This window comes from Candidatus Nitrosocosmicus oleophilus, assembly GCF_000802205.1.
GTDB lineage: Archaea > Thermoproteota > Nitrososphaeria > Nitrososphaerales > Nitrososphaeraceae > Nitrosocosmicus > Nitrosocosmicus oleophilus.
In genome coordinates this window covers 1,134,918-1,147,824 of record NZ_CP012850.1, presented here as the reverse complement: position 1 = coordinate 1,147,824, position 12,907 = coordinate 1,134,918, and the positions used below count along the sequence as shown (strand labels likewise).

At 34.0% G+C, this 12,907-nt stretch carries 14 protein-coding genes; 3 read left to right on the top strand and 11 right to left on the bottom strand.

The annotated features are described in order from the left end of the window. Positions 1-107: 107 nt before the first annotated feature. The 3 genes from NMY3_RS05525 to NMY3_RS05515 all read right to left on the bottom strand — a co-directional run bounded on the left by NMY3_RS05525 (position 108) and on the right by NMY3_RS05515 (position 2,107). The gene (locus NMY3_RS05525) at positions 108-1,061 is read right to left on the bottom strand and encodes a cupredoxin domain-containing protein (RefSeq protein ID WP_196817921.1); all 954 of its coding nucleotides are present in this window, start codon (positions 1,059-1,061) and stop codon (positions 108-110) included. Then, positions 1,061-1,336, bottom strand: coding sequence for a hypothetical protein (locus NMY3_RS05520; protein WP_196817920.1), 276 nt, complete (start codon positions 1,334-1,336; stop codon positions 1,061-1,063). Before NMY3_RS05520 ends, NMY3_RS05525 begins: the two co-directional genes overlap by 1 nt. A 138-nt stretch (positions 1,337-1,474) precedes the next feature. Next, positions 1,475-2,107 (bottom strand): histidine phosphatase family protein, encoded by a 633-nt coding sequence (locus NMY3_RS05515; protein ID WP_196817919.1) that lies wholly within the window; start codon positions 2,105-2,107, stop codon positions 1,475-1,477. A gap of 446 nt (positions 2,108-2,553) precedes the next feature. Between NMY3_RS05515 and npdG the strand changes: the two genes are divergently transcribed. Together npdG and NMY3_RS05505 are read left to right on the top strand one after the other, a co-directional pair. After that, positions 2,554-3,231 carry an NADPH-dependent F420 reductase gene (gene npdG, locus NMY3_RS05510; RefSeq protein ID WP_196817918.1) on the top strand — a complete coding sequence of 226 codons (678 nt, stop codon included), beginning with the start codon at positions 2,554-2,556 and terminating at the stop codon, positions 3,229-3,231. A 28-nt stretch (positions 3,232-3,259) separates the two neighbouring features. Continuing rightward, positions 3,260-3,523 carry a hypothetical protein gene (locus NMY3_RS05505; protein ID WP_196817917.1) on the top strand — a complete coding sequence of 88 codons (264 nt, stop codon included), beginning with the start codon at positions 3,260-3,262 and terminating at the stop codon, positions 3,521-3,523. 41 nt (positions 3,524-3,564) lie between these two features. Here the strand turns inward: NMY3_RS05505 and NMY3_RS05500 are convergent, their stop codons facing one another. Together NMY3_RS05500 and NMY3_RS05495 are read right to left on the bottom strand one after the other, a co-directional pair. Continuing rightward, on the bottom strand, positions 3,565-4,752 hold the full coding sequence (locus NMY3_RS05500) for an aminotransferase class I/II-fold pyridoxal phosphate-dependent enzyme (RefSeq protein WP_196817916.1): 1,188 nt from the start codon (positions 4,750-4,752) through the stop codon (positions 3,565-3,567). Positions 4,753-5,067: 315 nt separating this feature from the next. Next, a complete protein-coding gene (locus tag NMY3_RS05495; RefSeq protein ID WP_231100406.1) occupies positions 5,068-5,352 on the bottom strand; it encodes a chorismate mutase in 285 nt (94 codons plus the stop codon). A 788-nt stretch (positions 5,353-6,140) separates the two neighbouring features. Between NMY3_RS05495 and NMY3_RS05490 the strand changes: the two genes are divergently transcribed. Next, on the top strand, positions 6,141-7,379 hold the full coding sequence (locus NMY3_RS05490) for a cation:proton antiporter (RefSeq protein ID WP_231100316.1): 1,239 nt from the start codon (positions 6,141-6,143) through the stop codon (positions 7,377-7,379). Between the two features lie 13 nt (positions 7,380-7,392). Here the strand turns inward: NMY3_RS05490 and NMY3_RS05485 are convergent, their stop codons facing one another. The 6 genes from NMY3_RS05485 to NMY3_RS05455 form a co-directional block, all read right to left on the bottom strand. Continuing rightward, a complete protein-coding gene (locus NMY3_RS05485) occupies positions 7,393-7,701 on the bottom strand; it encodes a hypothetical protein (RefSeq protein ID WP_231100315.1) in 309 nt (102 codons plus the stop codon). A 501-nt stretch (positions 7,702-8,202) separates the two neighbouring features. Next, positions 8,203-8,493 (bottom strand): hypothetical protein, encoded by a 291-nt coding sequence (locus tag NMY3_RS05475; protein ID WP_196817913.1) that lies wholly within the window; start codon positions 8,491-8,493, stop codon positions 8,203-8,205. 305 nt (positions 8,494-8,798) lie between these two features. After that, positions 8,799-9,056 carry a hypothetical protein gene (locus NMY3_RS05470; protein WP_196817912.1) on the bottom strand — a complete coding sequence of 86 codons (258 nt, stop codon included), beginning with the start codon at positions 9,054-9,056 and terminating at the stop codon, positions 8,799-8,801. Positions 9,057-10,296: 1,240 nt separating this feature from the next. Continuing rightward, positions 10,297-10,584: a hypothetical protein gene (locus NMY3_RS05465; protein ID WP_196817911.1), complete on the bottom strand. Its 288-nt coding sequence runs from the start codon at positions 10,582-10,584 to the stop codon at positions 10,297-10,299. A gap of 654 nt (positions 10,585-11,238) precedes the next feature. Further along, on the bottom strand, positions 11,239-11,589 hold the full coding sequence (locus tag NMY3_RS05460; protein ID WP_231100313.1) for a hypothetical protein: 351 nt from the start codon (positions 11,587-11,589) through the stop codon (positions 11,239-11,241). 176 nt (positions 11,590-11,765) lie between these two features. Next, positions 11,766-12,743, bottom strand: a complete 978-nt coding sequence (locus NMY3_RS05455) for a Kelch repeat-containing protein (RefSeq protein ID WP_196817909.1) — start codon at positions 12,741-12,743, stop codon at positions 11,766-11,768. Positions 12,744-12,907: the final 164 nt, after the last annotated feature.

Genomic DNA, 12,907 nt, shown 5'->3' with positions numbered 1-12,907 from the left:
AATATATAAAAAAGTGTCAATAACCAGAAATATCAAAAATAATTATTGTTTTTATTATAATATCTATATCTATTTGTTTCAAAAAAATAAAAAATAAAAAAACGCGGTTATTGTACTGTGAGTGTTCCGGTCATAAAGGGATGGACAGTACAATGGAAAGGATGATCTCCTGCTTCTACGGTAGCCGTATCTATTTGTGCTGTTGCTGCAGGCATTATTATGCTGGTATCAAACAATTTACCAGCATCAGCATCACCGGGACTGGCTCCATTGGTTACCGTGTGAGGAGCAGTATCATCGTTTGACACTGTGATTACATCTCCTTTTTTAACTGTTAAAGTGTCTGGAGCGTAAGCTGGATTTCCAGCAGTTGAAGCACCCGCAGGAATAGACAAGGTTGGACCAGAGGCTGCAGCTGTTGAGGAGGCATTTCCAGAAGAAGTGCCGTTACCACTTGTTGCATTATTGGCAGCAGTAGAATCATTGGCAGCCGTCTGAGTCATATTTCCTGGTTCAACTACTCTCATCGTTCCACTTCCTGTAGTCCCTACTTCGCTTCCACCCGGTGCAATTACCGTAGCAGTTCCAGTGCCTTGAGATATTGTGGGTTCAGATCCACTTGTAACGGCAGTAGCATTATCGGTATTAGGTTCAACAAATAATCTTGCTCTCATATCCTGATGTAGCATACCGCAATATTCCCTGCATTCAATTAGGTATTCGCCTGGTTCATCGAATACATTCCACATTGTATTAACTCTACCAGGAACTGCGTCCATGAGCATAGCAAAATCAGGCACGCTAAAACTATGAACGACATCATTTGAAACTATCTCGAACCTGTAAGGTATCCCCTCCTTTACATGGAGCTCATTTATTTCTTGAGTACCATCAGCATGCTCAAATGACCAAAACCATTGCTGACCAACTACTCTTACGGTTTCTGAGTTGGGAGGGGCATACTCTAAAGTATGTTCTATATTCCATGATTCTGCCCCCACCCAAATAAGGATCGCGGTAACGGCGCCTATATACACCCATTCCGGAGTACTGTGCCCCACTAAATTTGACCTCCAGTTTTACCAATATTTTTGAAACGGGGATTAGACTCCCTAAATCTCCAAGAAATATAAACATTCAAACCCTGAACTATAGCCCCAACTATGAAAGCTGCAACCATCATTCTATAAAATAAACCCCAGATCTCAACTCTACGGATTACAGTCTCACCACCCTCAGCAGCATAAACTATTTGCAGTATACTTTGAATACTTATTACAGCCATAGAACTAAATATGAAAATCAACAATGCTTTGTTAATAGAGGAAAAAGCCATACCTTAATCTCCACTCTCTTTGGATTGGTGAATCTTTCTGTCATTTAAGGTTTTTGCTATATCAATTTGGTAAATTTAAAACATACGATCAAAAAAAATAAGAAATGAAAATAAAATCAATCAAATTAAATAAAGAAATCAAAATTCCGTAAGATAGCGTTCCATATTTAGAATATTAAGACCACATAATGACAAGTTATCTTGATAATTTTTTAATACGTTAATAGAAGCATTAGGGACTTGAACGCTATATACTGATGAAGGCTTTATATTCATAGCCAGCGAAATCGCAGCTTTGATGGGATCCAAATGGGAAATCAAGAGGATGTTTTCACCTACATGTTTTTCGACAAATTCGTGTAGTAAATTTCGAATTCTTTCCCTTACAGAGCCAAAGGATTCCACTTCAAATTCGAGTAAGGAGTTTTCGTCATCGTTATCTGAATAAAATTTTGCAAATAGGTCACCGTGAGCAGATAAAACATCATCATAATAAAGCCCAACCAATTTTCCCAATTCGATTTCAAATAATCTTTCATCTAATTCGTAATCCAGACCTAGTGTATCAGATGCAATTTCTGCGGTTTCTACAGTCCTAATTACGGGGCTAGAGTAAATTTTGTGAATCGGAATCGTCTTTAATAATTCGCTACTTTGTTTTACCTGTTTTCGACCTAATTCGGTCAAGTGAGATTCAAGGTTTCTTCCAACTAACAGTCTTTTGACATTGTTATAGGCTTGACCGTGCCTCATGAAAATAATAAGCGACATAATTTACTTAAAATATATTAAAAATTATTTCAATATTAAACTATTCATAAAGATTACAGTAATTGTAATTGTGTGGTGGTGTAAAAAGTCATTATTTAGAAGGTTCTTTGATGTATTTTAAGTCACTAATATCAAAGGAAAAGACGAGGATTGATTGTCAATGTAAACCAGGTCTACAAATCTGATAAATTAGTAATCAAATTGATTCAATGATTGAATATATAATAACTAACTAGGGACGGTTGAAAAGGGGATGAAGAAGCAATACAAATAATCCTAAAATCAGCTCCACGATGCTCTTAACTCTAATTCTCACAGGCTAAATTTCTTTTATATCTTAAAAAAAGGATATTAACATATTGTGATTTAATCTTAGAGTTAGAACTCATCAAATTCTTCTCCAAACGTGCTTTAATATATCAGAACTTAATATCTAACACATTAATATGAAAGTTGGAATCATAGGAGGAACTGGTGGCATGGGCGAAGGGTTTGCTTTAAGATGGTGTACAAACCATGAAATCATACTGGGCTCAAGAGATAAACAAAAAGCTCAAACTATCTCAGAAAATCATATGAAAAATATAAAAAATAGCAAATATGCTGATAAAGTCAAAGGAATTATCAGGGGCAACGATAACCTCTCAGTAGCAAAGGAGAGTGACGTATTGATACTTTCCATCCCTTATGAAAATATCCAAAGCACATGTGGGGAATTAGCAAACATTATTGATGACAATTGCATTGTAGTTTCGCCTATAGTTCCTATGAGTAGAAACCAGGATGGATTCTATTATATTCCTTTTCAAGAAGGGAAAAAATCTGCTGGGACGTTGGTTGCAGAAAATTTACCAAAATGTAATAAAATAGTTTCAGCTTTCCATACAATTTCCGAAATAAAACTTAAAAATATAGAAGCCACACTTGATGCCGACACTTTTATTTGCACTGATAACAAAGAATCTCTAGCAAAGATCTCGGATCTAGTGTCAGAAATAAATGGTCTGAGGTCGATTTATTTAGGCCCACTTTCATTATCTTATCAAGCGGAAGTTATGACTCCGATGATACTTAATGCTTCGAAGCAGAATAAAATAAAACATCCAGGGATAAAGCTGGTATAAACATTTTTTTCATATAATAGCTTAGAAAATGGACTTTGATAAGATAGATAAGAGAATCAGAGATAGACGTAAAGAATGGATGTTCCCGCTTGGGGTACTATTTATAATAATGGCAACCATCATATTAATTAGAAACCTTATTCTCATTTCAACAGAATTAGGGCCAGAATTTTTCGTTGATAATTTTTTCAACTCTGAAATAACTAATGAAAAATTTACGGTAGCTATGTACGCTATAGGTCTAGTGCTTGTTTACTTTGGGAGAAGAAAGAGGCAAGATAAATTTCTATAAATTGAAATACAAAGGCATCAACGGCACAAACGACAACAACATTAGGCCGACCTTTTTTTGATAAATGCTTGTATTTTATCCATAGATTTTTCTAGTATTTCCTCTTGTGGTAGATATACAATTCTAAAATGGCCCGTTCCCGAGTTTCCAAATCCCGAACCGTGGACTGTTAAAACGCCAGTGGAATTTAACAAATCAATTACAAATTCTAAATCATTTTTCCATCTATTGCTCAATTCTATTTTCGGGAACATATAGAAAGCACCTTTTGGCTTGGTGCATTCCACATCATCGATCTCATTAAGTCTTTTGTAAACCAAATCTCTTCTTTTCTTTAATTTCTGTACCATTATGGGTAAATGTTCCTGTGAACCGTGTAAAGCAGCATTTGCAGCAATTTGAACTGGAAAGTTAGATGCGATTCTAACCCGTGCAAGCTTAAAAATATTTTGCCTTAGTGGATCGAGCTGTCTGGAATTGTTATTCATGCATACGTATCCGCACCGCAATCCGGTCATCAAATAAGTCTTGGAAAATCCATTGAGTAGAATAACTGGGGCATCTCCTGAAACACTTCCAATCCCACTAAATTCATTATCAAAAACAATTTCATCGTAAATTTCGTCACAAATGATATACAAGTTATTTTCGGCAGCTATGTCTATCAAAGATTTTAGACTCTTACGACTGAAAACCTCACCTGTGGGGTTATTAGGGTTAATGATACAAATCGCCTTCGATCTTGATGAAATCTTATTTTTTATGTCATCCAAATTAGGTGTACCATCTTCATGTATCTCAAATTCAGTTATTCTGCCACCATAAAATTTTGCATAAGAAGAATATGGAGGATAATATGGTCCGGGTAGCAAAACTTGGTCGCCGTCTTCAACTATAGAACCCATAACCATATCCAATCCCTCAGATACTCCATTTGTAACCAAAACATCTTCAGGGGTCAAGTCCAGACCCTTTTTGTCTTTTTCTTTCCCTACAATAGATTGTCTAAGTTCATTCCAGCCCTCAGAATCAGTATAATAGTCATTATCACTAGCAAGTGCATCTACTAGGGCATTCTTAATATGCAACGGAGTTTTAAAATCAAAAGCTACGGGGTCACCTATGTTTAAATACATAATTTCCTTTCCAGTTTTTTGATATTCTTTTGCATGTAACATAATATCTCGAATTGCATATTCAACTCGACTAATCCTATCTGATATTTTCATTAACGATCTAGTTCCAATTATATCTTTGACTGAATTAATATTTGTATTTTATTAAAATTGATTATGTTTCATGATTCAACTTATAATGCAGCGTAGTTAAAAGAAGGGTCAGGCCTGCCAGATCTAATCAGGTATCCAAAATAGGCAATCATATAATTAATGCATTGTTTTCTTCACTAGGCAAAGAAAATCTAGTAAAAGGCTATAGAAATTTGATATACCAAAGCACCTTTTAAATCAGAAAGATAAATTCTTGGGCATATGAAGTTGAACGAAATGGATAAGATTTGCATCAAAGAATAAAATGTATGACTACTAGGGATTTAGAAACTTCTTCTTTTCAAATTGAATATAAACCTCAATCAGAAAAGAGTATATTTTTCCTATCACAGTAGGATCAAAATTCAATTCTCGTGAATAGTTTGTAACTTTGTCAATAATGTCGTCAACCCTCTTTTTATCCTCTATATTAGAATAATCACTCTTAAATTTCGCGGCTTGCTGTACATATTTACCTCGTTTAACTAATAGTGAAACAATTTCCATGTCTATTGAATCAATGTTTTTCCTAATTTCACCTAAAGAAGAACAATCAACCACATCCAATTTGATTATTTGTAGGCATAACTTAATTTAAAGAATTAAACTGATGTATCCAAATCCAAAGTAATAGATATGAATATAAACATTGTTATCATTAGTATAATATGATTAATGTAAATACGGTTAAACGTATGATCATGAAGTGTATTTACGAAGAAAATACAAATGACAAGATTAAATTATTTATCAAAATAAACAAAATTCTCCCGCGGGATTTAAAGATAGAATCACCTACAATGATAACTAAGGATTTTATAGATAAGAGATTGTATAACCTAGCAGCCAACCTGGAATAGAAAATAACAAGATATAAAGACCAAACAATTTCGTTTAAAATGATGCCGATTTTTTAGATTATAAAAAAGGATTTCAGCATCAATTCATACTATATCACCCCTAGAAAACAGTAAATAGGAAACTTTATGTAGAAAGTACAAGGATGAATTGTTTTCAATGCCATGCTTTTCCCCCAAAAGTTTCAAAATAACATGGAAAAGACAGATGCTAAAAAATTGGTCAAAAAACATAAGAGGAATAGGATAGGTTTCAACGCTATTGTTAATCTATGATCAAAGGATCCATATTGTATCTCTTCGTATTAATTCATCTTCCTGTATGAGACAAAAGTATTTTTTATTGCCATGTTTTCCAGAACAGATAAGTATCTAGTTTAGGATTTACTTGATTTAAAAAAAAGATGAAATCAGCTGTTTGGTATCAATAACTACATTGACTAAATTTGGACTAGCGTGATTATTTAAATAACGTAAACGACAACTTTTGTTGTGGAAATACCGATTGAACAAATTTTACAAGATTTTGCAGTTATAATGATAATTGCTTCTGTAATGACTTTGATTTTTTACAGACTAAAACAACCTGTAGTAATTGGTTTTATTGTTGCAGGTATTATCATCGGTCCTTATACTCCACCTTTTAGCCTTATTCATAATTCAGATGTCCTTAATTTATTTGCCGAAATGGGTGTAATCTTGTTACTCTTTACAGTAGGCATGGAATTCCCCATACAGAAACTAAGAAGAATAGGCAGGAAAGCCATCATCATAGCTACTAGCGAAGCATTCGGAACATTAGCTATAGGATTCTTTACCGCACAGGCATTAGGACTTGGATTCTATGATAGTTTGTTTATAGCATTAGCAATATCAGTAACAAGTACAGTCATTGTTATGAGAGTCTTAGGAGAACTCAATATGATGAAAGATGAAGCCGCCACTTTGATACTAGGTACTGCGATCATAGAAGATATTCTTGTAATCTCTTTGTTAGCCATATTCCAATCTGCTGGAGTGAGCGGAGATATTTCCGTCAATGAGGTCATTACGTCAATAGCAATTACTATGGGATTTATTGCTGGAGTACTGGTAGTAGGATCAAAGATAGTTCCAAAATTAATAGACGTTGTTGCAAGAACCAATCAACATGATGTATTAATCGTCGCAGCCGTCGGCGTTGCTTTTGGATTTGCATTTATATCTTTTCAGTTGGGAATATCAGTGGCAGCTGGAGCATTCTTTGCCGGCGTCCTAATAGCAGAGTCAAGGTCACATGCTGTAACTAGTGTTTTGGCCACACCGGTTAAAGATATTTTCGCTGCTTTATTTTTTGTCTCTGTTGGAGCACTGATGGACTTTAGACTTATTCCACAGTTTATCATCCCAGCACTAGTACTAATAGGGGTTTCAATAGGTGCAAAATTCTTAACAGTCTACCTTGCCTCTAGAATACAAGGTGTGAGTAAGATGTCTTCAACACGGGCCGCTGTAGGATTATCTTCATCAGGGGGAGAAATCGCATTGGTGGTAGCAAAGGGTGGAATAGATGTTGGAGCTGCAAGTTCCTTCATATTACCAATGGTAGGAACTATGACGATCATCACCACGTTCATTTCACCCTATGTTATTAAATATGGTTGGAAATTTACTGAGAGATATAGAAAAGATCGGGACAAGGGTAAAGAATCGCTACCATCGAACACAGGAAACAAAACCGATGCTGATTAAATATACGATTTAATCAGCAAATAATTTGATCGTTTCTATCATAGTGTTGTTTAAGGCATATTGCGAATCCTACATGACCACAGTCATCAGTATCACAAGTAATACACCAAGGCATGCTTTCTCTGTAACAAACTATAACCGAACTAGAAATATTCTTATCAAACAAAATCACATATTTGTTTTCGAAAAAATCTTTAACTATTATTAGACACTCTTTTGATCCTGTCTCTACTTCCATTAACCATTTCATAAACTCCATGGTGCCAAAGTCAAGTGTAGACATGGCATGATCATTTTCAATTAGTTGGGACTTTCCAGACAATCTTGTTTTATCTTTCCTTTCCAACCAATCTTAATCAGAAAAGGTATTAAAGGTATCTATATTTTTCTATGTAAAGTGTAATTACTCTTATTTAAATAATACTGCCCAAATTCCAAGTATCCACTACTTTTTTTTCAATCCGTCGGGTAGCAGATCGTCTAAATCTTTATCCGGCAAGCTCATCAAGATATTCGGCTGTAGAGATGGGAGAAAGATAATTTGATAAAAAGCATCAAAATAGGTTGACACCTTATCAAAGAGTATAGTGTTGATCTAAAGTCTTAAAATAATACAAAAGCCCTAGAAATGTCTTATGTTGTAAACTGTGAGGTTTCCATTATTTTTGTAATAAGAAATGTAAACATAAACAACAAATAGATTAGTAATTTCTACATCAGTCTATCCCATGAGTGGATAACGTGACTAGATTAAGGAACAGAATGGCATAGTGAATTTAATTAAAACCGAAATTTTCTTATCGTGGATATTATGATAAATAATTTAGGAAGGATGTGTCTCTGAATTCAATTCATTGAATTCTTTACATTCTGGGCACTGTAACACAATGTCTAATCCTTTACTATTTGTACTTAAAAGTTGGACAATCTGATCTGAATGAATATTTTTTGCAAGAATAAAGTCGCAATTACCACAGATATAAGAGATCTTTATAGATTGAACGTCTTCATAGTCATCTCCATCAATGTAGGGACTCTTTAAAGTGGATTGTCTAAATACGGCTTTTCGATCGCGATGCGGTTCGGGGATAATGTTGCATCTGATGTCAGTCATGATAAAGATATGCTTTTCAAACATATAAATTAGAACTACCTAGATTATTTTTTACAAATAGTCACTTTAAATGGTATTTCTTTATCTGGTCATAATTTACTTAATATATAATTTACAAAGTGAGCAAGATTAAACTTGAGGATACATAGTTAAAATGAAATACAAGGAATTCTTAAACGAAAACATCATATCATCTAAGAAGGTTCAGTCTGTAGTGCCTGAAAGAGATCGAGTGACGGTCACATAAACCAAAAAAAGGGAATCAAGTGGAAATTTCTTTTTGGAATTATCATCTAGACTATTCACTACTTATGTTGTATTATTTCTAAAGCCAATTTCAATTTAGATATTTCATCTCTTAACAAAACAATCTCACCATCTTCCTTGGCTAATTTCAATAACCTTTCACAAGCTTGGATCTGACCGGAGATCAATTCTACTTTGTTCATACACAAGGCATGAGAAGATTCAATAAAATGATATGAAACACTTTTCCCCCTTTCATTACACCCGCAAGTTCTTGCCTCTACCAGGTATGGTATTTCATTTTCAATGATATTCATTGCCTATAATATCACAATATTGATAACGATTAATAATTATATAAACATTCAATTGGGTTCAATTTTGAAATATGATACTCTAACTCTCTATATATCAAAAAGTACCATTATCTTATTGGACAAGACGGTAATTGCAGACATAATAAATGTATCCAATTTAATTTGGACCGAGAGAGTGTTAGTCAAAATTGGCTCGCGGACAACCAATTCACAATTATCGACTTTATCTGTGATCTGGAATATTATTCGTACAGCCATAATTTGAGCCCCGTTTCATTTCTAAATATGCATCATTATCACAATAATTATTTGGGATGTTTACCTAGATTATCAATACTTTTTAATCACCACAATAAACCAAACCTACCTATTGTGCTAAATAACAAGAAAGTAAAAAGTAAGGTAATATACTTGAGGGGATTTGATAAAGGATTTATTTTAGATTAACAAGATGAAGGTACATCTTAATAAACCAAAGAACCAATGATTCCAAATCGATGATAGTTGTGATAAAGATCAGGAGGATATGATTATTCCTTTTGTATTAACCCTGTTGAGTGATAATTTATTAAATATTTGTTACTTTAGTAATTTTCATTTAAAGTAAATATATCATTCTAATTATTCCCATTTACAATAATGTTATTTATGAACATCCAGTAGGAATCTGAATGATTTTATACAATACTTACCACTTTCAATGGATAAAGTATCGTTATTAAAAATGATAAATGAAGTTACCATTAACTATGCTAGACTAGGCTAGGCTATAGGAGCTAAATCAGAAAATGATACAGAAATGATATTTTCAATGACTATGACTTATTGATAGAGCATAGTAAAGATTTAGAAAGATTCAAAGAGTAGAACACCTATTATTAAATATCATCACCATTATTATTATCACTATTACCAACAGGAAAATCGGGATCATTTGAGTTACAGCAATCATAACCCTCAAAAACTTTGCTTACAGAGAAGTTTGATTTTAGTTTCAAATAATGTCAAAGCCAAGTCAATAGCAAGTAGGAGAAGAAATTATTTAATAAAGATCTCAAGTCAACCAAGATCGGGTCTTTGGTTGTTACCTATTGAATGTATTAATGCCCTTAGGTAATCAATCTTTGAGATATTCTGCGGGTATAAAAATGAGGGAAAAAAATGAGGGGCAGTAAGGACACTAATTTCAAAATATTAATTAAATATCACTTTAAGAAACAAAAAAGACATTATTCAAATTTCAGACACCGTCAATCAGACTGCTTAATCTATATTTTATCAATTTGATTGAATTATTGTTTGGATACTCTATAACTTCCTTTGATTTTAACCATTTTAAGTTATTTCTTAAAATCTCCATATTTTTTGACTTGTCTTGAGTGGAATTTGGGTACCGGGCTCTGTAAATTTCATCTAAACTCCAAGTTTCTTTATAGGGGTTTGACGTACACATTGTATAAAGTTGGACGACAAAACTGTCTACTCCGTTTTTGAATGGATCGAACGTTATAGTTTTAGTTTTCTGCATAATTACTAAATAAAATCATACTCGAATAAAAAGTTTATACTTTATCTTATTCTATTATGGAATATTTACATATTTTTAGATACTTTGAAAGTTTTTAATAGGCTATATCTTTTACAGAATTATGTCTGATATCTAACGACATTCTATTTATTAATACACATTCTATGGACATATTGCAAAGGCTCTACGATATAGATCATAGGAAGATGCACATCTTAAGGCCAGTGACTGTTTACATTACAGATAGAAAACGCCATAATTAACAAGGATGAATATAAGATATGGATATAGAAGATTATATTTCATACAACCTTTTAACGATGACACAAGAGGCGGATTTGAATTTGTTCTTTGATAATATCAATGTAAAAGGGTCTTTGTGGAATTGGACGTAAGGAACAAAATTAGGGACGGACACCCCTTTTGGTCCACACGAAATTAATTTAAAGAATAGATTCTGAAAATTCATCACTCTGAGGTAAATGTGTGGTAAATGAGTTTAACTGTCGAAGGATATGAGAGGTTTAGCTGAAGTCGAATATGATTGTTGGAATAAAGCACCATTGTTATGAGTATATAAAATATCGTAAAAAGGGGGCACCATTTTTTTCTCGTTTATAATAAGATTATTGAATTTTTTTAAAAAAAAGGAAATTATGGACAATCAACGGCGGACTGATTCGATAATCGCACACAATCTTCTTGTTTGTTTACTGTCCCAGCGTCAGCTGCAGTAATATTTGGATTGCTTATGTTGGTATCATTGCCAAATAAGTCTGCATTGCTACCCTCAATAGCTGCAAGTGAATTAATTGTTTCAGGACCGGTATTGTTCAGTGGAGCATAATAATCTTCAGAATTATTTTTAGTCCCTACTTCACCAGGAGTTCCAGTTACTATTTGGGCCGAGACTGTACCAGAAAATACTCCAATGAGTGCGGTTGCAGTGAGGACAAAAATTGACGACACCATCACAATCATTAAAGTGTTGTTTGTCAGATTCATTACATTTGTTAATAAGGGGTCAAATTAAAACATTTTGTCCCATAAATACTTCATTAGAAGTCAAATTAAACTTGAATATTCAACCGTTGAATGTGATTCCATGTGCTAATGCCAGAAGAATTTAATGCTTAAATCGAAAGTGAATTGGAATCAAAGTTAAAGGTATAACCACCTTTCTATCCTTTACCAGCATTGAATATCTCAGTCAGGCTACTTGATGAGCCCCCAGGTTGTGGCCCCCCACCAATTACATAGATTACGTTGTCAATCGCAACAGCCACCAATCCATGACGTGCTGTTGGTATATTAATATCGGAGGTCCAGGTTCCGGATATCACATCAAACTTTTCATTATTGTTAAATGTCCCTGTGGGTTGTTCTCCTCCAAAGACATAGATTGACCCATTTACGGTTATTGCAGCAGAAGATAAGCCACCTCTTTTTGAAGGCATCGGCTCCAGTGAAGTCCACTTATCATTTACTGGATCATATACCTCATTAACATCAACGTTCGAATTCATTCCATTAATTCTTCCACCTATAACGTATAGTTTATCGTTAACGACTGATGAGGTTAGATGTTCTCTTGCTGTTGGCATAGGCGTTTTTTCTGTCCACTGGTCTAGAGAAGGATTATACACCAAAGTACTTGCCAATGTATTTTCAGAATCCACGCCTCCGGTCACATATAGCAGCCCATTGATAAAATTGGCAGTTGATGCACCGCGTGGAGTTGGAAGATTTGCTCCTTGAGTCCAATTATTTGTACTCGAATCATATATGTACAGTTTATCTGATAAAGTATCTCTATCAAGATATCCCCCTCCAACCACATAGAGTTTCCCATTAAAGGATGCTGCAGCGGTATGGTCTAGCGGTTTGGGCATTGAAGTCGATTGAATCCATTCTTCAGTTAATGGATCATACGCCTCTACAGTAGAAGTACTGTGACCATAGTTGTCAAATCCACCAATAATGTATATTTTTTCATTTAATACAGATCCAGCAATTTCAGACCGTGCTGTCGGCATAGGCGTTCCTGCAGTCCAAAATGACTCTCCAGATGTGGGTGAAGAAAATGCTAATATGGAAAGAGAAGATGGTAAAATGTTTACTATGATTAGTAATAAAATTACTGTAAAGACTAATTTCAAATCGAATTTGTACAATCAACAATCATAACTATATTCTTGCTTTCTCCTAAAATACTTTGTATTGCATACAATGGTGTTAAAAACAACTGGTGTAGGATGCTGAAGTTAGCTAGGATAGTATGAAGATATTAAATGTTACTAGGAACCAAAAATAACAATATAAT

Coding starts and splice junctions, on each gene's coding strand:
- NMY3_RS05520 (WP_196817920.1), bottom strand. CDS start 1,336: ATGGCTTTTTCCTCTATTAACAAAGCATTGTTGATTTTCATATTTAGT.
- NMY3_RS05500 (WP_196817916.1), bottom strand. CDS start 4,752: ATGAAAATATCAGATAGGATTAGTCGAGTTGAATATGCAATTCGAGAT.
- NMY3_RS05515 (WP_196817919.1), bottom strand. CDS start 2,107: ATGTCGCTTATTATTTTCATGAGGCACGGTCAAGCCTATAACAATGTC.
- NMY3_RS05470 (WP_196817912.1), bottom strand. CDS start 9,056: ATGAATATCATTGAAAATGAAATACCATACCTGGTAGAGGCAAGAACT.
- NMY3_RS05505 (WP_196817917.1), top strand. CDS start 3,260: ATGGACTTTGATAAGATAGATAAGAGAATCAGAGATAGACGTAAAGAA.
- NMY3_RS05475 (WP_196817913.1), bottom strand. CDS start 8,493: ATGACTGACATCAGATGCAACATTATCCCCGAACCGCATCGCGATCGA.
- npdG (WP_196817918.1), top strand. CDS start 2,554: ATGAAAGTTGGAATCATAGGAGGAACTGGTGGCATGGGCGAAGGGTTT.
- NMY3_RS05465 (WP_196817911.1), bottom strand. CDS start 10,584: ATGCAGAAAACTAAAACTATAACGTTCGATCCATTCAAAAACGGAGTA.
- NMY3_RS05460 (WP_231100313.1), bottom strand. CDS start 11,589: ATGAATCTGACAAACAACACTTTAATGATTGTGATGGTGTCGTCAATT.